The organism is Nocardia vulneris (assembly GCF_001613425.1).
Taxonomy (GTDB): Bacteria; Actinomycetota; Actinomycetes; order Mycobacteriales; family Mycobacteriaceae; genus Nocardia; species Nocardia vulneris.
The window spans coordinates 134125-158102 of the sequence record NZ_BDCI01000021.1 but is presented as its reverse complement, the minus strand read 5'-3'; the positions used below and the strand labels follow the sequence as shown (position 1 = coordinate 158102).

Annotated in this window: 26 protein-coding genes; 12 read left to right on the top strand and 14 right to left on the bottom strand. The window is 67.2% G+C overall.

Annotation, left to right across the window (positions count from 1 at the left end):
* The first annotated feature begins 72 nt into the window (after positions 1 to 72).
* From NVU01S_RS22765 to NVU01S_RS42615, 4 genes are all read left to right on the top strand, one after another.
* Positions 73 to 996: a quinone oxidoreductase family protein gene (locus NVU01S_RS22765; RefSeq protein WP_042253419.1), complete on the top strand. Its 924-nt coding sequence runs from the start codon at positions 73 to 75 to the stop codon at positions 994 to 996.
* A gap of 112 nt (positions 997 to 1108) precedes the next feature.
* Complete coding sequence (gene ychF, locus NVU01S_RS22760; protein WP_014988021.1) at positions 1109 to 2188, top strand: redox-regulated ATPase YchF; 1080 nt, start codon at positions 1109 to 1111, stop codon at positions 2186 to 2188.
* 111 nt (positions 2189 to 2299) lie between these two features.
* Positions 2300 to 3109 carry a hypothetical protein gene (locus NVU01S_RS43520; RefSeq protein ID WP_156161457.1) on the top strand — a complete coding sequence of 270 codons (810 nt, stop codon included), beginning with the start codon at positions 2300 to 2302 and terminating at the stop codon, positions 3107 to 3109.
* A complete protein-coding gene (locus tag NVU01S_RS42615; protein WP_082031897.1) occupies positions 3099 to 4232 on the top strand; it encodes a DUF262 domain-containing protein in 1134 nt (377 codons plus the stop codon). Before NVU01S_RS43520 ends, NVU01S_RS42615 begins: the two co-directional genes overlap by 11 nt.
* Positions 4233 to 4316: 84 nt before the next feature.
* Here the strand turns inward: NVU01S_RS42615 and NVU01S_RS22750 are convergent, their stop codons facing one another.
* The 3 genes from NVU01S_RS22750 to NVU01S_RS22740 all read right to left on the bottom strand — a co-directional run bounded on the left by NVU01S_RS22750 (position 4317) and on the right by NVU01S_RS22740 (position 6059).
* A complete protein-coding gene (locus tag NVU01S_RS22750; protein WP_156161456.1) occupies positions 4317 to 4892 on the bottom strand; it encodes a chorismate--pyruvate lyase family protein in 576 nt (191 codons plus the stop codon).
* A gap of 144 nt (positions 4893 to 5036) precedes the next feature.
* Entirely contained in the window at positions 5037 to 5354 is a 318-nt protein-coding gene (locus tag NVU01S_RS22745; protein WP_043666042.1) for a hypothetical protein, read from the bottom strand.
* A gap of 192 nt (positions 5355 to 5546) precedes the next feature.
* Positions 5547 to 6059 (bottom strand): DinB family protein, encoded by a 513-nt coding sequence (locus tag NVU01S_RS22740; RefSeq protein WP_043666039.1) that lies wholly within the window; start codon positions 6057 to 6059, stop codon positions 5547 to 5549.
* 319 nt (positions 6060 to 6378) lie between these two features.
* On the opposite strand from NVU01S_RS22740, the gene NVU01S_RS22735 reads away from it, so the two are divergent.
* The 5 genes from NVU01S_RS22735 to NVU01S_RS22715 all read left to right on the top strand — a co-directional run bounded on the left by NVU01S_RS22735 (position 6379) and on the right by NVU01S_RS22715 (position 10420).
* A complete protein-coding gene (locus NVU01S_RS22735) occupies positions 6379 to 7416 on the top strand; it encodes a serine hydrolase domain-containing protein (RefSeq protein ID WP_244467142.1) in 1038 nt (345 codons plus the stop codon).
* 47 nt (positions 7417 to 7463) lie between these two features.
* Positions 7464 to 8036 (top strand): GNAT family N-acetyltransferase, encoded by a 573-nt coding sequence (locus NVU01S_RS22730; protein ID WP_043666273.1) that lies wholly within the window; start codon positions 7464 to 7466, stop codon positions 8034 to 8036.
* 108 nt (positions 8037 to 8144) lie between these two features.
* Positions 8145 to 8750, top strand: a complete 606-nt coding sequence (locus NVU01S_RS22725; RefSeq protein ID WP_156161455.1) for a hypothetical protein — start codon at positions 8145 to 8147, stop codon at positions 8748 to 8750.
* Between the two features lie 77 nt (positions 8751 to 8827).
* Entirely contained in the window at positions 8828 to 9748 is a 921-nt protein-coding gene (locus NVU01S_RS22720) for an endonuclease/exonuclease/phosphatase family protein (RefSeq protein WP_244467141.1), read from the top strand.
* Positions 9749 to 9835: 87 nt separating this feature from the next.
* The gene (locus NVU01S_RS22715; protein WP_043666027.1) at positions 9836 to 10420 is read left to right on the top strand and encodes an NADPH-dependent FMN reductase; all 585 of its coding nucleotides are present in this window, start codon (positions 9836 to 9838) and stop codon (positions 10418 to 10420) included.
* A 25-nt stretch (positions 10421 to 10445) separates the two neighbouring features.
* On the opposite strand, the gene NVU01S_RS22710 is transcribed toward NVU01S_RS22715, so the two are convergent.
* The 3 genes from NVU01S_RS22710 to NVU01S_RS22700 all read right to left on the bottom strand — a co-directional run bounded on the left by NVU01S_RS22710 (position 10446) and on the right by NVU01S_RS22700 (position 13726).
* Positions 10446 to 12314 (bottom strand): lipase family protein, encoded by a 1869-nt coding sequence (locus NVU01S_RS22710; protein ID WP_043666024.1) that lies wholly within the window; start codon positions 12312 to 12314, stop codon positions 10446 to 10448.
* A 106-nt stretch (positions 12315 to 12420) separates the two neighbouring features.
* Positions 12421 to 12681, bottom strand: a complete 261-nt coding sequence (locus NVU01S_RS22705) for a hypothetical protein (RefSeq protein WP_043666021.1) — start codon at positions 12679 to 12681, stop codon at positions 12421 to 12423.
* A gap of 136 nt (positions 12682 to 12817) precedes the next feature.
* Positions 12818 to 13726: a DMT family transporter gene (locus tag NVU01S_RS22700; RefSeq protein ID WP_156161454.1), complete on the bottom strand. Its 909-nt coding sequence runs from the start codon at positions 13724 to 13726 to the stop codon at positions 12818 to 12820.
* A 97-nt stretch (positions 13727 to 13823) separates the two neighbouring features.
* Here NVU01S_RS22700 and NVU01S_RS22695 point away from each other — a divergent pair, with 97 nt between their 5' ends.
* A complete protein-coding gene (locus tag NVU01S_RS22695) occupies positions 13824 to 14621 on the top strand; it encodes an AraC family transcriptional regulator (RefSeq protein ID WP_052280303.1) in 798 nt (265 codons plus the stop codon).
* Positions 14622 to 14679: 58 nt separating this feature from the next.
* Here NVU01S_RS22695 and NVU01S_RS22690 read toward each other — a convergent pair whose 3' ends face one another.
* From NVU01S_RS22690 to NVU01S_RS22680, 3 genes are all read right to left on the bottom strand, one after another.
* Positions 14680 to 15288 (bottom strand): hypothetical protein, encoded by a 609-nt coding sequence (locus NVU01S_RS22690; protein ID WP_244467140.1) that lies wholly within the window; start codon positions 15286 to 15288, stop codon positions 14680 to 14682.
* A gap of 26 nt (positions 15289 to 15314) precedes the next feature.
* Entirely contained in the window at positions 15315 to 16175 is an 861-nt protein-coding gene (locus tag NVU01S_RS22685) for an NAD(P)H-binding protein (protein WP_043666012.1), read from the bottom strand.
* A 201-nt stretch (positions 16176 to 16376) separates the two neighbouring features.
* Positions 16377 to 16859, bottom strand: coding sequence for a MarR family winged helix-turn-helix transcriptional regulator (locus tag NVU01S_RS22680; protein ID WP_052280287.1), 483 nt, complete (start codon positions 16857 to 16859; stop codon positions 16377 to 16379).
* Positions 16860 to 16933: 74 nt separating this feature from the next.
* Here NVU01S_RS22680 and NVU01S_RS22675 point away from each other — a divergent pair, with 74 nt between their 5' ends.
* Positions 16934 to 18391: an MFS transporter gene (locus NVU01S_RS22675; protein WP_201773618.1), complete on the top strand. Its 1458-nt coding sequence runs from the start codon at positions 16934 to 16936 to the stop codon at positions 18389 to 18391.
* Between the two features lie 59 nt (positions 18392 to 18450).
* Here the strand turns inward: NVU01S_RS22675 and NVU01S_RS22670 are convergent, their stop codons facing one another.
* Positions 18451 to 19413, bottom strand: a complete 963-nt coding sequence (locus NVU01S_RS22670; RefSeq protein WP_043666006.1) for a helix-turn-helix transcriptional regulator — start codon at positions 19411 to 19413, stop codon at positions 18451 to 18453.
* A 96-nt stretch (positions 19414 to 19509) separates the two neighbouring features.
* Between NVU01S_RS22670 and NVU01S_RS22665 the strand changes: the two genes are divergently transcribed.
* On the top strand, positions 19510 to 20157 hold the full coding sequence (locus tag NVU01S_RS22665; protein WP_043666003.1) for a TIGR03086 family metal-binding protein: 648 nt from the start codon (positions 19510 to 19512) through the stop codon (positions 20155 to 20157).
* 85 nt (positions 20158 to 20242) lie between these two features.
* On the opposite strand, the gene NVU01S_RS22660 is transcribed toward NVU01S_RS22665, so the two are convergent.
* Genes NVU01S_RS22660 through NVU01S_RS22645 form a run of 4 tightly spaced genes read right to left on the bottom strand, consistent with a single transcriptional unit; the run spans position 20243 to position 23871 of the window.
* Positions 20243 to 21178, bottom strand: coding sequence for a glycine betaine ABC transporter substrate-binding protein (locus NVU01S_RS22660; protein WP_052280302.1), 936 nt, complete (start codon positions 21176 to 21178; stop codon positions 20243 to 20245).
* Positions 21179 to 21213: 35 nt separating this feature from the next.
* Complete coding sequence (locus NVU01S_RS22655) at positions 21214 to 21996, bottom strand: ABC transporter permease (RefSeq protein ID WP_043665998.1); 783 nt, start codon at positions 21994 to 21996, stop codon at positions 21214 to 21216.
* The gene (locus NVU01S_RS22650) at positions 21993 to 23228 is read right to left on the bottom strand and encodes an ABC transporter ATP-binding protein (protein WP_043665994.1); all 1236 of its coding nucleotides are present in this window, start codon (positions 23226 to 23228) and stop codon (positions 21993 to 21995) included. Before NVU01S_RS22650 ends, NVU01S_RS22655 begins: the two co-directional genes overlap by 4 nt.
* On the bottom strand, positions 23221 to 23871 hold the full coding sequence (locus NVU01S_RS22645; protein WP_043665991.1) for an ABC transporter permease: 651 nt from the start codon (positions 23869 to 23871) through the stop codon (positions 23221 to 23223). Before NVU01S_RS22645 ends, NVU01S_RS22650 begins: the two co-directional genes overlap by 8 nt.
* Positions 23872 to 23978: the final 107 nt, after the last annotated feature.

Below are 23978 nucleotides of genomic sequence, written 5' to 3'. Positions count from 1 at the left end.
TCGCACTCGGGGGTGTGGTTCGACGGCGATCTGCGGTTACCGTGGCCACTTCTGATGAGTTGTGGAGGTGTGATGCGTCGGGTCCAGTACGAGCGCAGCGGTGGTCCGGAAGTGCTCGAGGTCGTGGCGGTCGAGGTGCCGACGCCGGGTCCTGGCGAATTGCTGGTGCGGGTCGAAGCGATCGGCGTGACGTTGCCGGTGGTGCGGAAGGTGCGCGAACAGCGCGAGCCGATCGCGCTCGGCGGCGAGATCGCCGGTGAGGTGGTAGCCGTCGGTGAAGGAGTCACCGGCTACCAACCCGGCTACCGGGTGACCGGACTGGTGTTCGGGCACGGCTACGCCGACTACGCCCTGCTCTCGGCGGCGATGGCCTCGCCCATCCCCGACGGCGGTTCTGCCGTCGACGCGGTCGCGCTGGTGCGCAGCGGTCTGGTCGCGCTGGGTGCGCTCGACGCGGCGCAGCCCAAGGACGGCGAATCGGCGCTGATCACGGCGGCGGCCAGCGGCGTCGGCCATCTCGCGGTGCAGCTGGCCCGGCTGCGTGGGGCCGCGCGGGTCGTCGGTGCGGTCTCCGATCTCGCCAAAGCTGAGTTCGTGCGCGATCTCGGGGCCGACGAAGTTGTCGAATACGGCCAGGAATCGTGGGGCGCGCCCGTCGACTACGCGCTCGACGCGGTCGGCGGCGAGCTGCTCGGACCGGCCATCGCGGCCGTCGCGCCCGGCGGACGGCTGGTCGCCTACAGCTCCGGCGGCGGCACCATCCAGGCCTACGACCTGCTCGTCGGGGCCAAATCGGTGATCGGCTTCCAGGTGGCGCGGATCGCGCAGGGACAGCCCGACCTGTTCGACCACTGGCGGCAGGAACTGTGGCAGTTCCTCGCCTCGGGTCTGCTGCGGCCCGTCGTGCACGCGGAGTTCGCGCTCGACGATGCTGTCGCGGCGCATCGGGTGATCGAGGGGCGTGCCAACCTCGGCAAGGTTGTGCTGGTGCCTTGATCGCATGCCGGCTTCCCGCACCCGGCAGTGTTCGACTGTTCGGGTGCGGGAAACCGTGGGGATGGCGGCCGGTGCAGGTAGAAGTGCGTCTGCCGCGTAGACTTCTGTTCTCGTGAGTCTCACCCTCGGAATCGTCGGCCTGCCCAACGTCGGAAAGTCGACGCTTTTCAACGCGCTGACCAAGAACGACGTGCTCGCCGCGAACTATCCGTTCGCGACCATCGAGCCGAACGTCGGCGTCGTGCCGCTGCCCGATCCGCGGTTGAACAAGCTCGCCGAGATCTTCGGTTCCGAGCGGATCGTGCCCGCCGTCGTGTCGTTCGTCGATATCGCGGGCATCGTGAAGGGTGCCTCCGAGGGCGCCGGCCTCGGCAACAAGTTCCTCGCCAACATCCGTGAGGCCGACGCCATCTGCCAGGTCGTGCGGGTGTTCGCCGACGACGACGTGGTGCACGTGGACGGCCGGGTCGATCCCGCCGCCGATATCGAGGTGATCGAGACCGAGCTCATCCTCGCCGATCTGCAGACCCTGGAGAAGGCGGTCCCGCGCTTCGAGAAGGAAGCGAAGATCAAGAAGGATCGCAAGCCGATCGCCGACGCCGCCAAGGCCGCGCAGGAGATCCTGAACGAGGGCACCACCTTGTTCGCCGCGGGCAACAAGGTGGATACCGAACTGCTCAAAGAACTTTCGCTGCTCACCACCAAACCTTTCCTCTACGTCTTCAACGCCGACGAATCGGTGCTGACCGACGAGGCGAAGGTCGCCGAGCTGAAAGCCGCTGTCGCACCGGCGGATGCGGTCTTCCTCGACGCCAAGGTGGAGGCCGAACTGCTCGAGCTGGACGACGAGTCCGCCCTCGAACTCCTCGAATCCATCGGCCAGACTGAACCCGGCCTGCACGCCCTGGCCCGCGCCGGTTTCCACACCCTCGGCCTGCAGACCTACCTCACCGCAGGCCCGAAAGAGGCCCGCGCCTGGACCATCCACCAGGGCGACACCGCCCCCAAAGCCGCAGGCGTCATCCACACCGACTTCGAACGCGGCTTCATCAAAGCCGAAGTAGTCGCCTACACCGACCTCATCGAAGCCGGCTCCATGCCCGCCGCCAAATCCGCCGGCAAGGTCCGCATGGAAGGCAAGGACTACATCATGCACGACGGCGACGTCGTCGAGTTTCGTTTCAACGTGTAGGTATCACGTTTTTGCGCGATCGCTAACGTGACGGTGGTAATCAGCGTAGCTCGTGCTTGGCCTAGCCCATTCCTATGAGTGCAAAGAATTGCGCGCAGACGAAGCTAAGCGATGAATGTCATCCGATTTAGCTGGGAAGGTACAGGCCCTCTATCCGCCTCGGCTACTGCCAACTGTACGAGTTTTCGCGGAATCGAGTTTGCAGGTTTTTCCTTAAATCGCCATCGCGGATGGTCACTGGCCAGTAAAATCCCCCAATGTGAGGTTTCGGACCCTGACTGGTTGGTCCCCAAACATGCGAAGAGAGGGCTTACGGTGCCGGGCAGCGAGGGGTTGGCAAGGTTCTGGAACGACTTCTGTGCGATGGACAAGAATGTTAGCTACTTTGTGACTGCACGCCTCTTCGAAGGAACTCCCGTGATTTGGCCGCAAGAGGTCGAATATGTTCGATGGCGTCACCTGGTTGCTGACCGGTTGGATGTCGACCCTGTAGGCGTTCAGCTCGTAGGTAGTGCACGATTGGGGTATTCTCTGAATCCAGATAAACATTTCAGGGTGTTTCATGATGGATCAGATTTAGATATAGCGGTCGTATCGCCTGAGATATTTGAGACCACGTGGGTCGAGCTCAAGCGGCTGCTTGAGACCGAAGAATTCAAGAATGATAAAAGCTACTTACGAAAACTGGTCTTTGAAGAGTGCATTGGAACGGATACGGTGCTTCCTCGCCTCTCATCTATAGGCGAGAAGTGGTCCAAGGCTCGGGACATGATAACCGAGCTGCTTGGAAGAGAGTTTCGTGGTCGGGATGTGAACTATCGAATTTATCGAAGCCATCGAGCGCTTCGGGACTATCAGCTCGTCGGTGTTGGTAAGGCCCGGGATCGTGCGATTGAAGATGGAGTAGCCAATGGCAAATGATTCACTCAAGTTCGAGATAGAGTCAAAGGTAGTCGCTGAATTTCGAAAAATGAGCGATTCGGGAGAGCTGGTACTTCAACCTGAGTATCAAAGGAAGGCAGTTTGGCCTGTTCGTGCAAAGGTCTCCCTCATGGAGACTATATTGCTTGGTTTTCCGATTCCGGAGATCTATCTCTCCTACGAGACCAGTCCGGATGGTGACCAGACTGTATCCGTCGTCGATGGCCAGCAACGATTGACTGCCCTTTTGGAATTCCTTGATAATAAGTATCCTCTCGATGAACTTGAGGATGCTGATTTGCGAAGTCAATTCGATGGTTTCTACTTTCGTGACTTACCGCCGGATGTGCGACAGAAATTCTTCCAGTACCGCTTTCCGATTCGTCGTCTGTCGAACTTGGGGGACGAATTCGTTCGTTCAGTGTTTGCTCGCGTAAATCGCGTCAACATGGTTCTGACCGATCAGGAACTCCGAAATGCGCTCTTACCCGGAGAGTTCAACGAGTTTCTGAAGGATTGCGTCGCTCACGAAATAAACTCGATTTCCGGAGTGTTCAGTGGAGAAAGGCGGAAGCGGGGAGGCGATCTGGAGTTTTATGCGGAAATCTTCGGAACCTGCATCTTTGGTGTCTCCAACAAGAAATCAGAGCTTGACGAGCGATACAACTTGTTTGCAAGCGAATTTTCTGCATATGAGGAAAAGTCTCGACAGTTCCTCAAGCTGCTGACCCTTCTAACAGGCATCGTTAAGTGGGAGGGGCGAACGCGGTGGTCGAATATTGTCGACCTGTATACACTAATAAATGTTGGCTGGAACTATTTCGAACTCATTGACGGGGCGTCCGCGACTGCTCGCCGATCGTATCGAGATGCCCTGGATCAATTTCAGCGAGCTGTTTCTTCATTCAGAAGAGATCTGTCTCAGGAGGAACGCTCAGAGGAGTCTCACTCGCTGATATCGAATCTCTCGGCATTGCTGGTTATGCCGGAGGAGCAAGCTTCGAGAATTGTAAGTGATTATCTTTCTGGAATACGCAACTCTTCAGATCTTGGGTCACGCCGGGCGCGGCTCCATGCGCTGACCGAGGTAACGGATCGTGTACTCGTCGGAAGGGGGCACTGATATCTGGGCGGGGCTTTTGAGGGCAGAGCGGGCAGGGGAGGATCGGGAAGGTTATTCAGACACGAGACGTAGTCGAATTCCGCTTCAACGTCTGACGGCAAAGTTGCTGCCGTACCCCGAGGGGCATTGCACATTTCCGGAACACAGATCCGCCCCAACAGTTTTCGCTCTATGCGTGCGGATATCTGAGCTGGGGACGTAGACCGGATTGAAGCGTTCGCGGATGTGCGCGACGGGGTCCCCGGCCGCGTCCAGGAACAGGTATTCCTTGTAGACGCAGTGCTGGAGATCGTCCGGCCAGGTCGACCAGCCGCTGGCCAGCAGCTCGCGCGGCAGCTGACGGCCCGCGGCCGCGAGGGCATGGCCGATCGGCGCGCAGTTGTCGGTGAGCAGCGCGGTGATGCCGGGATCGCGGCACACCACGGTCACCTCGTTGCTCGATACCGCCGCACCCGCCGAGGTGCACAGCCGGGAACGCCGATAGATGATCTGTTCGGTGTCCGCGCACCCCAGCGCGAAACGCACCTCCGGTGCCACGGCAGCGGCGAGGGTTGCCTGCTGCTCCTGCAGCGACAGCGACAGCGGTTGCCCCAGTAATGCTTCCAATAATCGGGTGGTGGAGCCGTCCGCATGCAGGATCATCCGCGCAATCGGAGGCATGGCCAATTCCATTGCGCTACCGCCGAATGCGCCCACGGTCGAAGTCTAAGCGCACGCGGGGCCGCCCGCAGGGTGGAGGACGATCCTTAAACGCGACAGTGCGGGTCGCCTCCGCGGACCGCAATGGCTGGCGGTTCGAGGGGCCTAGGCTTGGATCACCTCTACTTTGACGAGGGCGTTGAAGGAATCGCAGCTGGCCCAGGATTGGTTTTGGCCGTATTGGGCCGGGCCGTATTTCCAGTAGGTGAAGGGGACGGGCCAGGCTACGCAGGTGAGTTTGACCTGGTGCCAGGTGGGGAGTTCGCAGTTGGCCATGCCGCCGGTGTTGAAGATGTTGTAGACGTGGCAGTTGGCTTCCCAGACCGGCACATCGGCCTGGGCCATGCCGCCACCGGCGAACACGGTGGCCGCCGTCGCGGTGGCAACGACGGCCCCGGCCGCGAGTCGCTTCGCAGTTAACATTCCGAACCTCCTGAATCGATGTTGTGTGGATCACATCGCAGGTGGTCGGCGTTTGTTACTTATCGGGCGTTGACGTGCTCGGAAAGGTTCTTGAGGGCGGCTCGTGTGTGTCGCCCTCGGCCGGATCTACCGGCTCCGCCGCAACGGGGCCGGGGTCGCGGCTATCTGGTAGCGAAGGTAGGTCCCGGCTCGCTACTCCCCAGTCTGCCCGTCGATGGCTTCGCGGAGCAGGTCGGCGTGGCCGTTGTGGCGGGCGTATTCCTCAATCATGTGGAGGAGGATCCAGCGCAGGGAGTAGGTTTTGCCGTTCGAGGGGCGGGTGGCGGTGGTGTCGAGGGGCGGGTTGGCGGCGACGATTTCGCGGGAGCGGTCACATTCGGTGCGCCACAACTGGATCGAGGTGATCGGGTCGGCGTCCTCGACCTGGAAGTCGGTGTCTTCGGCGGGGTCGGTGGCCCAGTACAGCGGGGGTGCCTCCGCGCCGGCGTAGACCCGGGTGAACCAGGTGCGCTCCACCTCGGTCAGATGGCGGACCAGGCCGAGCAAGGAGAGGGTGGACGGCGGCACCGCCTGCCGCCGCAACTGTTCGGCGGTGAGCCCGGAACACTTCCAGTCCAAGGTGTCTCGCTGGAATTGGAGAAAGCCGACGAGCATCTCGTACTCGCCGGCTACCAGGGGTGCTTCGCTGCGCTGACCGGACTCCATGCCGTCATCATGCCGGGCGGGTCGGACATCGGCAGTGGAAGGTGGTCAGCGCTGACGGAAGCCGGGCGGGCAGGCGGTGATGACCGGGGTGGGGTCAGCACCACCGGAAAGAAGGGTGTTCGCTGGATGGGAGGGGGGCAGCGCGGCTCGTAGCGTGATCACGGTGTGGGAAGCGAATGGGTTGCGTAACAGGGTTTGTTGTCGGTTGGCCGCTGCTGTGGCGGTGGCGGGAGTGTTGGTAGCGGGGTGCAGTTCTGCGGAGAGTGCCGGTGGTGCAACAGCATTCGGCTCGGCCGGACAGGCGGAGGTCGTCGCGAGCTTGAATCGCCTGATCGCCGACGATCACCTGCCCGGCGCACAGGTGGTGGTGAGTGAGCGGGGGCAGGTGTGGACGGCGCATGCGGGGCTTGGGGATATCGAGCGCGGCACACCGATCGCGGACGACGCGCGCTTCCGGATCGGCAGCAACACCAAGCCGTTCGTCGCCACGGTCATGCTGCAACTGGTGGCCGAGGGCAAGGTCGAGCTGGACGCGCCGGTGGAGCGGTATCTTCCAGGGCTGGTGCACGGTCCGGGGATCGACGGCAACCGGATCACCATGCGAAATCTGTTGCAGCACACCAGCGGGCTGCCGGAGTACGCGGCGGAGTTCGGGGCGACGCCGAAGCCGGGGCAGGTCGATACGCATGCCGAACACGTGCGGTGGGGGATCGCCGACATCCACGAGGTGGTGCGCAATGTCTTGACTGTGCCCGCGGACTTCGAGCCGGGTGCGCGATGGGCCTACTCCAACACCAACTACGCCATCGTCGGCATGGTGATCGAGCGATTGACCGGCGGCTCGCTGGGCGAGGAGATCACGCGCCGCGTCATCGAACCGCTCGGGTTGCGCGACACCTACTATCCGGACGCCGCGGAGACCGACATCCGCGGGCCGCATCCGGTGGGCTACGCCGTGTTCGGTGGGGACCGGGTCGACTACACACGACAGAACGTGTCGGTGGCCGGTGCGGCAGGCGCGATGGTGTCGACCGGCGCGGACCTCAACCGGTTCTTCACCGCGCTGATGAACGGTGAACTGGTGCCGCCGGCTCAGTTGGCGGAGATGAAACGGACTGTGCCACTGGAGGTCTCGGGGCCGCCCGCAGGCTACGGACTCGGCCTCATGCAACGTCGGCTGCCGTGCGGCAAGGACAGCTGGGGGCACGGCGGTGACATCGACGGGTTCGAAACCCGCGGTGGTGTCACCGAAGACGGGCGGTCGGTGACGGTGAGCATCAATCAGGTGCCCGAAACCGCCCAGCCCACAGCCGATGTCATGAAGGTCGTCGACGCGGCACTCTGCGCCACGAGCTGAACGGCTACGGTTGTCGGCAGAACCGGCGTGCGAAGGTGAGGTCGATCGTGCTCTCTCTGCCGTTGACGGAGTCCGCCCGGCTCGGCCCGCTGGAGCCGTGGCAGGCCGAGGAATTCGCCGCGCATCTGGATCGGGCGCGCGAGCACATCCGGCCGTGGGTGAGCGCCGCGTTCGTCACCGACGATGTGGCCGGCGCGCGCGGCACGCTGCGCCGCTACGCCGAGGGGCAAGCCGCGGACGGCCGACGCCTGTACGGGATTTGGCTGCACGACGTGCTGGTCGGCGGGGTGATGTTCGTCGATTTCGACGCCACCGCGGGTTGCTGCGAGATCGGTTGCTGGCTCGAGCCCGCCGGCGAGGGGCATGGTCTGGTCACCGCGGCCTGTCGCGCACTGCTGGATTGGGCCTTCGGCGTGCGCGGCCTGCATCGCGCCGAATGGCATTGCCGCGCGGACAACGAGCGCAGTTCCGCCGTCGCCGAGCGACTCGGCATGACGCTCGAAGGCGTGCCGCGCGCGGCCTGGCGCTACGGCGGCACGTGGCACGACGAGCAGATCTGGGCGATCCTCGCCGCTGAATGGACTGCGCCGTCGACGATTACCCGGGACTCCCGGCGGTAACGAGGACGGGCCTTTCCTCGATCGAAATATGCGGACGTTGGTCCGCATATTTCGGGCCACCTTGCGGGTGGGGGTGCTGCCGCGGCAGCAGGAGGAGACGAGGTTCGGATGATCCGGACGGGTGGACGGCTGCGCGTTGTCCTGAGTGTGCTGGCGGCAGTTGTCTTATCGATGCTGGTGTTCGCCGGATGTAGTGCCCAGCAGGCCGATTCGGGAACGCCGGCGTCGAGTACGACGGTCAAGACTTCGGTGGCGGCGACCGCAACGGTATCGCCGACGAGTCTCTCAGTGGCGCAACCGAATCCGGGCGCACAGGCGCAGGACGGCGTGCGACCGCGCCCCGCGGACAATCGGCCACCGGCCCCGGGCGGCACGGACAACTGCGGCGTGATCGTCTGCGGTGCGCAGCCGGGCGGTACCGACAATTGCGGCATCATCGTGTGCGGTGAGAATCCGCCGCCTGCCCCGGGCGGCACCGACAACTGTGGCGTGATCTACTGCGGCGCGGTCTGCACGGACCGCTTCGACTACACCGGTGACCCGCGGTCGAAGGACGAGATCAACGCTCTCGCGCAGCCGGATGGCAAGTGCCCCGAGCCGATTCGGCCGGTCACCACGTCGCCCGCGCCGCCGGTCACCACGTCGGTGGCACCCACCTCGGCGGCCACGACCTCGCCCGCTCCGGCGGTGACGACGAGCCCGGCGGCAAAGTAGCCGAGGCGGTGGAATCAACACGGAATCCACACAGGATGGACACAACTGCGCTGGTACGCGCGTCTACTGTGTGGGCGGTGCGAGGGAAAGCGATTGCGGCCTGGGGCGCGGTTCTGCCGGGGGCGATCTGGGTGATCGTGCGGATCGGCGGGTTCGACGCCTGGTATCCGATGGTGCAGCTGATCGCCTTCACGCCCTATGTGGCGGCGTTGTCGGTGGTGCCGCTGTTGTGGACCGTGCTGCTGCGGCAACGGTATCCAGCCTTGATCGCCGCGGTGACGGCGATCGCGCTGGCCGCGTGTGTGGTTCCGCGTTGGCTGGAGGACGGCGACGCGCTGCGCGGCGCCCGCGGCCCGGAACTGCGCGTCATGTCGGTGAACCTGCTGATGGGTCGGGTGGACCCGGCCCGGTTGGCCGACCTGGCCAGGGACGCCGATGTCGTTGCGGTGCAGGAGTTGACGCCGGAGTTCGCCGCGGCCTTCGCGCAGTACTTCCCGCACCGCGTGAGCTATCCCGCCGCAGGCGTCGGCGGTTCGGGCGTCTTCGCTCGAATCCCGTTGCGGGACGCGGGCGTACGGCACAACCCGTGGGGATTCACCCAGGCCATCGCCGAACTCACCGACTACGGCGTGTTCGTCGAGTCCGCGCATCCGGCGGCGCCGTCGAGCCGGGAGGCGATCGAACCGTGGCGAGAGAGCTTCCGCCGCCAGCAGCGCGCCACCCCTGACGGTCCGCTGCGGATCCTGGCCGGTGACTTCAACGCCACCCTCGACCATTCGGTGATGCGCGACCTACTGCATTCCGGCTACCGGGACGCGGCCCTGGTGCGCGGTAAGGGATTGTCGGGTACCTGGGGACCTTACGACGGCGACCGTATCCCTCCGGTCACTTTGGACCGAATCCTCGCCGACAACCGAATCGGCGTCCGTGACCTGCGCATCCTGGACCTCCCCGGCTCGGACCACCGCCCCGTCCTCGCTGTCTTGGTGCTGCCCTGACTCCTGTCACCCGACTCGGCTTGACTTCAACCTTTGTTGATGTTCGAAGCTTGCCGTCATCACCCGAATACCTCAAAAGGAATTGTGATGACGGAGAATCCGCTTCGGCTGGCAGTGATCATGGGTAGTACCCGGGCGGGGCGGTTCGGGCCGACGGTGGCCCACTGGTTCGTCCGGCGCGCCGAACAGCGGGCCGACGTCGCGGTCGAGTTCATCGATCTGGCACAGGATCGCTTGCCCGCGCACCTGTCGCACGAGCCCGAACCGGAAGGGGCACAGGCACTGCACTCCGTCGGCTCGCGGCTGACCGCGGCGGACGCCTTCGTCATCGTCACGCCGGAGTACAACCACAGTTACCCGGCGGCATTGAAGAGCGCGATCGACTGGCACTTCACCCAGTGGCAGGCCAAGCCGATCGGATTCGTTTCCTACGGGGGCGTTTCCGGCGGCCTGCGCGCCGTGGAACATCTGCGGCACGTCTTCGCCGAGCTGCATGCGGTCACGGTGCGGGACACGGTGAGCTTCCACGGTGCGGCTCAACTCTTCGACGAGACAGGCGAACTCACCGAGCCCGCGGCGGCCCAGCTGGCCGCCGACCAGCTGCTCGACCAGATCGTCTGGTGGGGAACGGCTTTGCGCTCCGCCCGTGCCGAGCGCCCGTACGTCGCCTGATCGTCGGCGACGCACCGCGACAGGGTCAGTGTGCGGCGAGCCCGGCGGGCAGCGGCCGGCCACAGGTGCCGGGCGGGGACTGGCCCGCCAGGCGCGCACTGAACCAGTCCAGCACCTTGGGTGCGACGGCCAGTTCGTTGTCGTTGTCATGGCCGACACCGGGATTCCACTGCGTGGTGACGTCGATGCCCGCCGCGCAGTAGCGCTGTGCGAGCGCCGCGGTGAATTTCGCCGGGACCAGCTCGTCGTCGAGACCGTGCGCCAGATACACCGGAATCCCCGGCGGCATATCCGGTGCGCGGTTCTCCTCGAAAGCTTTTCGCCAGCCGGGGTCGGCGAGCGGATCGCCCTTGAAGTAGTCACCCATGCCGGGGAGCGCGGTGAGCCGCGGCAGCAGCGCACTGAAAGGTGTTGCGGCGCAACCGGCCGCGGCGATCTCGCGATTGCGCAGCGCGGCCTGCGGGGTCAGCAGCGCATTGGGATCGAGGTTCGGGTACACCTTCGGGAACTGGGTGGTGAGGAACGGGACGACGGCCCAGCCATTGACGAGTTGCGGCGGCCGGGCTTGCAGAATGCCCGCGATATCCGAGGCGGCGGCGTTCGCGGCGTCGGCGACCAGGTGCAGTTCGGGCGCATAACCGGGCGTCAACGCGGCTGCGGCCAAAGAGATGAGACCGCCCTGCGAGACCCCGTAGATGACCATGTCGGTGCCCGCGCCGGTCCCCGGCAGGTTGCGGGCGGCGCGGGCGGCGTTCACGGCGTCACGCCCCTGATCGGCGGTGACCAGGTAGTGCTCGCCGTCGCCGGTGCCCGCCGCGCCCGCGTAGTCGCTGGCGGCGACGACCCAGCCGCGGTCGAGTGCGCCGTTCAGCCACGGCCGCATGGTCGCGGCGAAATCGGCTTGCCGGCTCGGCGCGCAGTCGGCGCCGAGACTGACGGTGCCGTGCGTGTAGTTGAGGATGGGCCGGTTCGCGGCCTGCCCGAGCGGTGCGATCACCACGCCGGAGGAGACCGTCGGCCGTCCCTGGCCGTCCTGGGACCAGTACAGGATGCGCCAACCCTGGCCGCGCACCCCTGGCAGCGGCAGCGGCGAGGAACGAATCACCGTGCCGGGAGCGGCGGGGGAAAGTCCTTGTGGCACTTCGTAGAACGCGGCCAGCCGCCCCTGTTCGTCCTGCTGCCGCGCGGCCTGGGTGACGATCGTGCCGTACCAGCCGAGCGCGCCCGCGAGCACGATCAACTGCACGCCGACCGACACCGGCCGCCACCAGCGCAGCGTGCTCGCGCGCGGCAGTGGAGCACTGAGGCGGGCCCCGCGTACCACCATCGCCACACCGGTGACCAGCAGCGCCAGAATCGTCCACGCGGTGAAGTCGAGCCCCGTCCGATAGGGCAGCGTCGCGAGGACCAGCCCGGCGAGCACCTGCCACCCGGCCAGCGCGGTGGACGAGACCAGCACATCGTCACGCTGTGCGCCGGCGACCAGTTCGCAGGTACCGAGCGCGACGAAGAATGCTCCCGTCCAGACGAAAGCCAGCGATACCGGCATCGATACCGCGGCGCCACCGACCACGGCGAAACCTGCGGCCACCAGTGCTTCGACCGCGAGCGCACGGCTGCGGCGGGCTCGGCGGCGGGTCTGCGCGTCGGCCTGCGGATCGGGCTTGCGCACCGGTGTCAGCGGGCCGGTCTCCGGTTCCGCCGGTACCCGCCGCGCCCACCACCAACGCCACGCCGCGGACCCGCCCAGCGCCACCATGGCGACGGCGACGACCACGCGCCCGGCGGTCAGCGAGACGCCGAACGGCGAGTACAGCAGTGCACCGGCCAGCAGCACGGCCAGCCCGGGTAGCCACCAGGCGATGCCGCGCAGGTCCCATTTGCCACCGCTCACCTGTGGCCTCCGTCCCTCGGTTACGTGGCAAAAGCTCGTATCCGACAACTCTACGGACGGGGCGGAACCGGTCTATGTGATCTTCGCCGGGTGTCTGCCGTGCAGGTCACAGCTGCTGTGCTCGGTACCGGTGCCACTGCCGCCGGGCCCGGGACCGGGCGGCGGGGCTGAGCACGAGAACCGGGAGCAGCAGCACGAACGCGACCACCGCGGCGGGAATCATCAGGTAGATGAGCAACTCGCCGAGCACCTGCAGCACGGTCGGAATCGCGAAGGGAACGGCCAGCACGGCCAGGGCGATGGCGAGTGGGTAGGTGCCGCCCGCGGCCGCGGCGATCGCGGCGAACGCGAATCCGGCTGCGAGCACGAGCCCCAGCAGGGCGACGAGATAGTTGTCCCACCACGCGTGTTGTTTCGTAGGAATCGAAGCGCCTCCGTTGTCGTGCCCGACCCAGCCGCAGAGCCTAGCGGCGCGCGGTCTCGTCGATGCCTGGTTCCACGGATCACGTTGCAGGGGATAGGTTCTCGTCCTGGTTCCGGATCGGTGTCGCGGCCGGGGGCGTGGCTTTGCGGGTGCTCAGCCACGCGCCGACGAGCATCGCCGCCGCGCCCACCGCCTGCACCGGTGCGATCGTCTCGCCGAGCAGGACCCACGCGCAGGCCAAGCCGAAGGCGGGCACCAGGAACATCGCTGTGGACGCGGTGGCCGGACCGACCTGACCGACCGCACGGTAGTAGAGCACGTAGGCGAGGGCGGTCGGCAGAATGCCGAGATAGGCCTGGTTGAGCCAGAATCCGAGGCTCAGCTCCGACCACGCGACCGCGGGCAGGACGGGCGCGGCGAGCAGGCCGAGCACCGCGGTGCCCGCGGCGGTGGCATAGACGGTGACGGTGGGCGCGGCGTGCCGGGCCAGGATCGGTGCACCCAGCATGGTGTAGCAGGCCCAGCAGGCCGCCGCGGCGACGAAGGCGAGATCGCCGAACAGGCGGTGCCCGCCGGTCGCCGGGATGCCGAGGAAGAACACCACTCCGCCGAGGACCGCGACGGTCAGGCCCAGCGCGCCGGACCGGGACAGCCGAGTGCGGCCGAGCGCGCTCAGCACCGCGAAGGTGAGCACCGGCGCCGTCATCGGCACGATCACGCTGCCGTCCGCCGCGGGCGCCAGCGACAGGCCCAGGAAGAAGAAGAGGTTGTAGCCGAAAACGCCGATCAGCCCGAGCCCCGCGATGCGGGTGAACTCCGCCGCGGGCAACCGCCGCGGACGCAACACGACGATCAGCACCAGACTGCCGATCAGGAACCGCAGAAACCCCGCCACCTCGTGCGGCACGTCGTGCACCGCCAGTTTCGACGAGGCGAACGCGCTGCCCCACAGCGCCATGACCAGCACAAGCATCAATCGAATACGCACGGTGCCGATCCTCGTGCGCCGACCGGGTCGCGGTATTGAACGCTGGTGCGGCGACAATGGTGGGGTGGCGGCGGGTGAGTGGGTAACGTACCGGCGGATGCCGGACCGTCCGGTCGAGGTGATGCAGGCGCATTTCGAGCGACACGTCTATCACCTGCACAGCCACGAGACGTACTCGTTCGGGCTCACCAGGTTCGGCGCGCAGAGCTTCGATTGCCGGGGTGCGTCCCGGGTCAGCGCGGCGGGCATGGTGATGGCGTTCAACCCCGACGAACCGCACGACGGGCACAGCACCACCGAGCTGGGTTTCACCTATTCGATCGTGCACATCGGTACCGAGTTGATCACCGATCTGCTGACCGAACAGACCGCGCGGCCGACCGGTCTGCCGCTGTTCGCCGATCCGGTACTGGACGATCCGCTGCTGTCCCGGGCGTTGTCCAGATTGCATGCCAGTCTCTGGCAACACGGTAGCGAGCTGGCAGCGGACGAGGCGCTCGGTGCGACGGTCGCCGCGCTGGTGCGTCGCGGCGCGCGCCGTCCGCTGGTGCGGTCGGGCACCGGCGGGGGCGGGGTGGGCGTGGATATCGCCCGCCGGGTGCGCGCCGTGCTCGACGACCGCTACCTCGAGCCGCTGTCCATGGACGATCTCGCCGAGGCGACCGAGTGCAGCCGGTTCGCCCTGTACCGGGCGTTCCGTGCCAATTACGGTCTGGCCCCGAGTGATTACCAGCGGCTGCTCCGGTTGCGTGCCGCGCGCCGGTCGATCGCGGCGGGGCGCCCGGTCGCCGCGGCGGCCGTCGCCGCGGGCTTCGCCGACCAGGCCCATCTCGCCCGCTGGTTCCGGCGTTGCTACGGCATCACCCCCGGCGTCTACCTGAGCGCCGCGAGCTGAGCTAGGCCCTGTCTCGATGTCCCTCCGGCGCCGCCACGGTTCGACTTCGTGCCAGGGTCTAGACGACGGGTTCGACGGTCGCGCCGGCGAACAGGACGAAATCGGGGGTGTCGGTGAAGTCCGGGGCGGTTTCCTCGCCGACATAGAGGTCCAGGTGGTGCGGGCCGCCGAAGCCCGGGATGAACTCGTCGCCGACGAACCATTCGGCGGACTGGAATCTGGTGCACGCGTCGGCGGCTTCGGGATCGATGATGCCGCAGTCGGTCAGGCGCAGCCGGGTGCCCGGGTCGAGTCCGTCGGCGGCGGCGCTCCGAAACGGCCGCAAGATCTCGCCCGCGGCGTCGCGCGGCGCGGAGTCGAGCCAGAAACCGGTGTCGTAGGACCAGTTCAGGTACGTTCCCGCGTGTGCGCCGCTGGTGATCCGGCCGGTGCCCTCTTCGCGTACCGCGGCGATGAAATCCGATGGCAGCAGGCCTATTTCGGCATCGGGATCGGTGCAGTCGGCATCGGCGCAACCGCGCACCGGTTCGCGCGGACCGTCGTGGTAGGACTCGACCGCGGTGTAGTTCACCGTGACGGTCCAATCGGACCACTCGCCCGCGCCGAAGTCGGCCTCGCAGCCCGCCGCGAGCACCGACACGGCGAGCAACCCCACACCCAGCCTCACGCTCCGATCCTACGGCGGCCCCGCGGTCAGGCTGCGCCGAGCCGGAATTCGGCCGCGTGGTCGGTGGCCCACTGCCGGAAGGTGCGCGGCGGCACGCCGGTGATCCGCTCGACGCTGTCGTGCACCACGGAGGTGAACGATGCCAGCGCGGTGGCGCGCAGCGCCATGATCGCGTCCGCCAGCTCGGTCGGCACGCCGTGGTCGAGCAGCGCCTGCCGTGCCTGTTCCGGTGCGATCTCGCGGAATTCGAGCTTTCGGCCGAGTACCTCGCCGATGATCGCGGTCTGCTCGCCGGGCGAAAGCGCTTGGGGCCCACTGAGGGTGTAGATCTGCCCCAGGTGCGCGTCGGTGGTCAGCGCGGCCACGGCGACCGCGGCGATATCGCGCGGATCGATGACGGCGATGCGGCCCTGGCCGTAGGGCGCGTGCACGGCGCCGTGCACGCGGACCGTGCCCGCCCAGTGCAGCGCGTTGGACATGAATCCCAGCGGACGGATGACGGTGCTCGCCACGCCGGACGCCCACACCGCCGCTTCCCCGGCGCGATGCCAGGTGGGGATGGGATCGGTGGCCGTCGCGTCACCGGCACGGCCCGACGACAGCTTCACCAGGCGGGTGACCCCCGCGGCGGCCGCAGCCCCGGCGACCGTGGCGTCGTGCTCGGGAATCGCGGGCCCGGTGGACAGCAGGAAGACGCGGTCGACGTCGCGCATAGCAGCGGACACGGCGGCCGCGTCGCCCAGCTCGGCGCGGACCACCTCGACGGCGGCGGGCAATCGAGCGGACTCCGGCCGCCTCGTGACCGCTCGCACCTGTTCACCTGCGGCGAGCAACTGCTCGATCAGGGCCCGGCCGACCGTTCCCGTGGCACCGGTAACGAGAATCATGATGTCGCTTCCTTTTTCGCGGGGCGGGCGCTCGGATCGAGCACGCTGCGCCGCAGCCAGCATCGGCCGGCGCGACGATCTGCTCCATTCATTCACCGGGTATCGGTGGAAAAGCTCCATGACACGTGCTGATTCGACAAGGAATCGCGCACAGATGAACTCGTCGGCCCACAGATCCGACATCCGAGGGGCAGCGGCAGGTCAGCGCACCTCGGGCGGGCGGGGCCAGGGGTTGTCCTCGAGGTGCTCGACGGACTGGTTGAAGCGGGCGATGAGTCTGCCGAGCTGGTCGATGTCGGCGCCGGGCCAGTCCGCGACCACCGCCCCGATGCCGTCGTGGCTCTGCCTGCGATCGGAGGCCAGCGCTTCCAGTCCTTTGCTGCTGGCCCGGATCTTGCGGGCGATTCCGCCCTCGGGGTCGGGCACGCGGTCGACCAGCCCTTGCTTGAGCATCGCGGCGACCTGGCGGTTGATCGTGGAGATGTCGAGTTGGAAAGCCTCGGACAACTCGCGCAGGCTCAGCGGATCGTCGCATTCCAGCCTGGTCAGGATGAGGAAGGCCGAGCGGTCGAGCTGGAAGCCCGGTCTGCGCAGCAGCGACGCGGGAAAGTGCCGGGCGAGCAGGGTCAGCTCGTAGACCAGGCGGGGGAGCGCGGCGTTGTCGGCCGGACCGGAATCGGACATGGCCACACTATGTCGTGTGCGTCACGCCGATATCAAATTGTGCACCATACACATCGTGTGTAGCGTGCACATTCGTGAGTGTTGCTGCCGACGCGTCTTCGACCGTCTCCGATTCCGACGACCGACGGCGTCCGGCGCCAGCCGTGCTGATCGCGACCCTCGGCATGGTCGGTGTCGTCGTCTCGCTCATGCAGACGCTGGTCATCCCGATCATCCCGTCGCTGCCCACGCTGCTGGACACCTCGGCGGCCAACGCCTCGTGGGTGGTCACCGCGACCCTGCTGGCCGGCGCGGTGGCGACGCCGATCAGCGGGCGGCTCGGCGACATGTTCGGCAAGCGCCGGGTGCTGTTCGCCAACCTGCTGCTGCTGGTCGCGGGTTCGGTCGTGTGCGCGGCGTTCTCCTCGCTGGTCCCCGAGATCATCGGGCGTTCCCTGCAGGGTGCGGCGGTCGGTGCGATCCCGCTGGGCATCAGCATCATGCGCGACGAATTGCCCGCCGAGAAGGTCGGTTCGGCCATGGCGATCATGAGCGCCACCCTCGGTGTGGGCGGCGCCCTCGGCCTGCCGCTGGCCGCGGCCATCGCGCAGAACGCCGACTGGCACATGCTGTTCTGGACCGCCGCGGGACTCGGTGTCGTCTGTGCCGCACTGGTTTTCGTCTTCGTGCCGGAGTCGCCGGTGCGTACCCCGGCCAAATTCGACTTCGGTGGCGCGCTGGGTCTGTCGATCGCGTTGCTGGCGTTGCTCATTCCGATCACCAAGGGTGCGGACTGGGGTTGGGCGAGCGCGCCGACGCTGATCCTGTTCGCGGTGTCGGTGGTGGTGTTCCTCGGCTGGGGCGCGTTCGAACTCCGGCAGCGTTCGCCGCTGGTCGACCTGCGGGTCTCGGCGCGGCCGCGGGTGCTGTTCACCAACCTGGCCTCGATCGCGGTGGGCTTCGCGCTCTACGGCATGTCGCTGACTTTCCCGCAGCTGCTGATGGCGCCGGAGCAGACCGGCTACGGCTTCGGCCTGACCATGGTCAACGCCGGATTGGCATTGGCGCCGACCGGTTTCGTGATGATGCTGCTCTCGCCGGTATCGGCGCGACTGTCGGCGGCCCGCGGCCCGAAGATCACCCTCGCGCTGGGCGCGGCCGTGATCGCGGCGGGTTACCTGTGCGCCGTGGTGCTGATGAACAGCGTCTGGGAGATCATGGTCGCGTCGATGATCGTCGCGGCGGGCGTCGGTCTGGCCTACGCCGCCATGCCCGCGCTGATCATGGGTGCGGTGCCGATCACCGAGACCGCGGCGGCCAACGGCCTGAACTCGCTGATGCGCTCGGTGGGCACGTCCACCTCCTCGGCCGTGATGAGCGTGGTGCTGGCGCATATGACCATGCAGCTCGGCCCGCACGTGCTGCCCTCGCGCGACGGCTTCCACACCACCTTCCTCATCGCGACGGCCGCGGCCATCGTGGCCATCGTGCTCACCGCGCTGATCCCGATGCGCCGGGCCGCCGACGCGGCCACCAAGGTGGGCCACGCCTGATCTGAACGTCGTTGGGGCCGATTCGAGTTCGCTCGAATCGGCCCTTTCGTGTGTCCGGTTCAGTCCGGCGGTACGGCCGCGGTGTAGCGGCGGGCGAGGGTGCGGATGTGCGCGATCAGCTCCGGCGGATCCTCGACGCGGAAGTCCATCATCAGCATGCTGAGGTAGATGGCGATGGTTTCCAGCGCGTCGGCGCCGGTCAGCAGCACGCAGGTGTGCTCGTCGACGGCCTCGACCACGCCGACCGCGGGATTGATTCTGGCGATGACGGTTTCGGCGGAGGCGAGCACTGTCACCCGGGCCTGCACCTGCCAGCCGGTGGTCGCGATATGCCGCATCACGAACGCGACCAGGTCGTCGTCGGGCAGTGCGCGGGCCGCGAACCGACGGCTGCCGGTGCTCGCGCGCCGCACCCTGGCGACGGGAATCGCACTCCAGGAATGGGTTTCGAGCAGATAGGCGACGAGGTACCAGCGGCGCTGCCAATTGATCAGCCGGTAGGGCTCGATTTCCCCGGACTGTTCGTCCTGCTCCACGACGACGGTGGCGCCATCCCGGATCGCACTGGCCAGCGTGGTCAGCACCGCGGCCGGCACCGGGGCGTCGGGCTCGCGTGAGCCGGTGGTGGCCGGGCCGATCGCGGTGGCCTCACGGAGCGCGGTCACCTTGCGCTGCAAGCGTTTCGGCAGGATCTGGTCCAGTTTGGCGAGCGCCCGCGTGACGTGGTCGCCGATGTCGGCGATGCCCGTGGCGCCGTCCTCGGCGAGGCCGACGGCCACCGCGACCGCCACCGCCTCGTCGTCGTCGAGCAGCAGGGGCGGCATCGTGGTGCCGCGGCCGAGCCGGTAGCCGCCCACCGACCCGCGTTGGGCCTGCACCGGATAGCCCAGTTCGCGCAGGCGCTGGATGTCGTGACGCAGCGTGCGATCGGTGATCTGCAAGCGCTCGGCCAGTTCCCGTCCGGTGTGCGCGCGATCTTGGAGCAAGGCCAGCAAACGCAGTACCCGCACTGTGGTCGGCATCACATTTTTTCCGTCGTCATATTAGGAACGATATTAGCCTAATGGCCGCATAAGCTCATGTCAGAAGCAAGAAACAAGAACTCGAAAGGCTCCGACATGAACGCCACCAACACCGCCGCCGCCACCCTCAGCCCCGTCTGGCGCGCCGTGCTCACCGACTCCTACCGCGCCCTGGCAACCGTCGTTGCCGGCGTCCGCGACGACCAGTGGCAGCTGCCGACCCCGTGCTCGGAATGGAACGTGACCCAGGTGGTGCAGCACGCGGCGGGCGATCAGCTGGCCTTCGCGCAGTTCCTCGGCATCGGCACCGGCCCGGACTACAACCCCTTCGAGCCGTCGGGCAGCATCGACGGCCCCGCGCAGGCCCTGGTGGACGACGCGATCGAGCAGACGGCCACGGCGTGGGCGACGGTCGCCGACGGCACCGAGACCGTGCCGACCCCGCTGCCGCACGGCGCCCTCGCCACCCCGGTGGCCGCCGTGATGTGCGCGCTGGACGCCGCGGTGCACGCCTGGGATATCGCGATCGCCACCGGGCAGCCGTCCCCGCTCACCGACGAACTGGCCGGGCGCCTGCTCACAGCCGCCCGCGCCCTGCACCCCGCGCCGGGCAGCGGCCAGGAAGCCGAGATCGTCGAGCCGCTGCGGCAGTGGGGCGCGTACGCGGCCGTCGTGGACGGCAAGCCGGACGACACCGAGGTCGCCGAACTGCTCCGCTACCTCGGGCGCGACCCGCGGATCTGAACTCGGACAGGACCTTTGATGTCCCGCACGCGGAATCGGCGACGATTTCGTCTGCGGGACATCACAGTGTTCGTGGGACAGCTGTTCAGCGAGCGGTGACGAAGCCTTCGGCGACCATCCAGTCGCGGGCGACCTCGGCCGGTTCCCGGCCCTCGACGTCGACCTGCCGGTTCAGTTCGGTGATGGCCTCGTTGGTCAGGCGTTTCGAGATCGGCTCCAGGATGGTGGCGACCTGGGGGTGCGCGTCGGCGAAGGACGCGCGCATCACCACGGCCGCGTTGTATTTCGGGAAGAAGGCTCGATCATCTTGCAGCAGTACCAGATCCAGGGCCGGGATGCGGCCGTCGGTGGCGGCGACGGAACCGAACCGGCACTGTTTGGCGTCGGCGACGGCCTGATAGACGATCGGATCCTGGACGATCTGCTTGCGCACCTTGCCGGTGTCGATGTCGTACTTGCGCGCCATGCCGGGGTATCCGTCCTGGCGCACATTGAATTCCGTGCCGACGCAGGTCGCTGCGGCCTCGGGATCGGTGCCGACCAGTTTCGCGTAGTCCGACAGGGTGCGCACGCCGGTGCGTTGCGCGGTGGCCGAACTCGTCACCAGGGCGTAGGTGTTGTTCATCGGCGCCATGGCCGTCCAGACCATGCCGTGCGCGGCCAGATCGGCCGCGCGCACGGCTTCGAACTGACCGAGCTCGTCCGGGATGGGTTGTTCCTTGCCGAGATAGTTGACCCAGCCGGTGCCGGTGTAGTCGTAGGCCACATCGATCTGGCCGTGCAGTTGCGCGTCGCGCAGACTGTTGGAGCCCTGGATGTTCGTCAGGTCGCGGACCTCCGCGCCCGCCGCCGACATCGCGAATTCGATGAGATAGCCGAGGATGTTCTGCTCGGTGAAGTCCTTGGACCCCACGATGATCCGCACACCGTCGAGCTCGGGCACGGGTTGGATGCTGCCCGGGCCGACCCGAAGCGGCACCGCGGCACCGGATTCCAGCCCGCACGCCGCGAGTAGCAGCATCCCGGTCGCGAGTGCCAGGCCCCGCCAGCGCCGGTTCACCGCAGCCCCCTCGGCCCGAGGAACTGTTCGGCGAGCGCGCCGAGCCAGTCGACCAGCAGCGCGAGCGCCACCGCGAGCACGGCGCCGACCACCAGCGTGACGTTGTCGCGCAGCTTGTAGCCGGTATCGATCAAGATGCCGAGACCACCCGCGCTGACCAGGAACGACAGCGTCGCGGTGCCGACGGCGAGCACCAGCGAGGTGCGCAGCCCGGCCAGGATGTAAGGCACCGCGAGCGGAAACTCGATGCGGCGCAACACCGTCGCCGCCGACATGCCCTGACCGCGGCCGGCATCGATGAGCGTCCGATCCACCTGCTGATAGCCGAGGATCGTGTTGCGCAGCACCGGAAGCAGCGAATAGAACGCGATCGGGGCGACCCCGATCCAGAACCCGGTGGTGCGGGTCGCGAGATAGAACAGCACGATCAGGCCGATCGCGGGCGCGGCCGCGCCGATATTCGCGATGCCCACGAAAAGCGGTGCGACGCGGCGGTATCCGGGTCGGCTGAGCACGGTGCCGAGCGGCACCGCGACCGCCACCACGATCAGCACCACGGTGGCTGTGATCAGGATGTGCTGCCAGGTGACGGTCACGATATTGCTGGTGTTCAGACTCGCCTGCTGAGTGACGGTCAGGTCCCTGGCGAAGGCCCACACCAGCACTCCCGCGGTGAGCAGGACGACGAGCACCGGCTGCGCGATCAACCGGATCCGCTCGGCTCGGCGCTGCGCGGCGGGACCGGCGACGGTCGGTGCGGTGCCGGTGGTCGCGGTCATGGCGCGTCACCCGCTGTGGGACCAGGGTTTTCGGGGATCCGGTCGCGACCGGGTGTGCTGCCGGAGCCGTGTTCGGCCCGCATCGCCGAGAGGTGCGCGACCAGGGTGTCGATGGTGATCAGCCCCACGTACTCGCCGCGTTTGCCGGTGACCACCGCGTTCGCCGTCTGGTCGGCGAGCAGCGCTTCCAGCGCGTCCTGCAGGGTGGAGCGCAGCGACAGCGGCTCGCCGATCGCGAACCCGGTGTCGCGCAACGAGTTCGCGTGCGCCAGATGATCGGTCGAGACCCAGCGCAGCGGCCGCCGCTGCCGGTCCAGGATCAACGCCCAGGGCCAGTCCCGTTCGGCGAGTGCGGTGCGCAGGACATCCACCGGTTCGTCTTCGACGGCGGTCGGGCACTGGGCGAGTTCGGCATCTTGTACCCGCGTGAGGGTCAACTGTTTGAGTGACGCGTCGGCCCCGACGAAACCGGCGACCGTCTCGTCCGCGGGATCGGCGAGAATCGCGGCGGGTGTGTCGTACTGCAGGATGCGCGAGCGGCTACCCAGCACGGCGATGCGGTCGCCGAGCTTGACCGCCTCGGTGAAATCGTGCGTGACGAAGACGATGGTCTTGCCCAGTTCGCCTTGCAGGCGCAGCAATTCGTCTTGCAGCAGGCCCCGGGTGATCGGGTCGACCGCGCCGAAGGGCTCGTCCATCAGCAGTACGGGCGGGTCGGCCGCGAGCGCGCGGGCCACGCCGACACGCTGCTGCTGGCCGCCGGAGAGCTGACGTGGATAGCGGTGCCGGTAGGTGTCGGGATCGAGGCCGACCAGGTCCAGCATTTCGTCGGTGCGGGCCGCGATCCGCTTGCGATCCCAGCCGATCAGCCCGGGCACCGTGGCGACGTTCTTGGCGACCGTCATGTGCGGGAACAGCCCGGCCTGCTGAATCGAATAGCCGATGCCCCTGCGCAACTGGTCGGCGTCGATCGAGGCGGCGTCGCGGCCACCGATCGTGATGGTGCCCGAGGTCGGTTCGATCAACCGGTTGATCATCCGCATGGTGGTGGTCTTGCCGCAGCCGGACGGGCCGACCAGCACGACGATCTCACCGGCGGGGATCGTCATGGACACCCGGTCGACGGCCGGATCACGTTGACCCGGATAGTGTTTGGTGACCGCGTCGAGCACGATCGCCTCGCCGGACACCGCCGTCGAGGCGGCGCCGGAACGGGTTTCGGTGTCAGTCACGGATTCCCCTCGAGGTGGTGAGACGTCCGAGCAGGACGTAGATCCCGTCCAATACCAGTGCGAGCACGACGATCAGGACGGTGCCGACGAGTGCCTGCGGCACCGCGTTCGGGCTGCCGAGGCGGCCGAGGCCGGAGAAGATCAGGTTGCCCAGCCCGGGCCCCTTGGCGTAGGCCGCGATGGCCAGGATGCCCATGGACAACTGGGTGCTGACCCGCATACCCGTCAGGATGGCCGGCCAGGCCAGCGGCAGTTCGATGGCGGCGAGCACGCGCAGCCGGTTCATTCCGACGCCGCGGGCGGCGTCGGTGACCGCGGGATCCACCGAGGAGAGCCCGATGATGGTGTTGCGCAGGATCGGCAGCAGCGCGTAGAGCACCAGCGCGGTGATGGTCGGGCCGACGCCGAGGCCGAGAATCGGAATCAGCAGGCCGAGCAGGGCGAACGACGGCACGGTGAGAATCGCGCTCGCCAGGGCCGTGGACAGCGAGGAACCAAGGGGACTGCGGTGCACCAGGATTCCGATGAGCACCGCGACGATCGTCGCCAGCAGCACCGACTGCAGCACCGCCGACACATGCAGGTAGGAGTCGATGAGCAGCTGATGTCGCCGGTGTACTACGAAGGTCCACAGCGTGTCCAGGGTCGTACCTCCCCGTCGCCCGGTTTTTCGGACCCTATCGCGGATTCCCGTCCGAGGGAGGGAAATACGGGCGGCGTGGCGGGTGGTGCGGCGGATCGGGCCGCCGC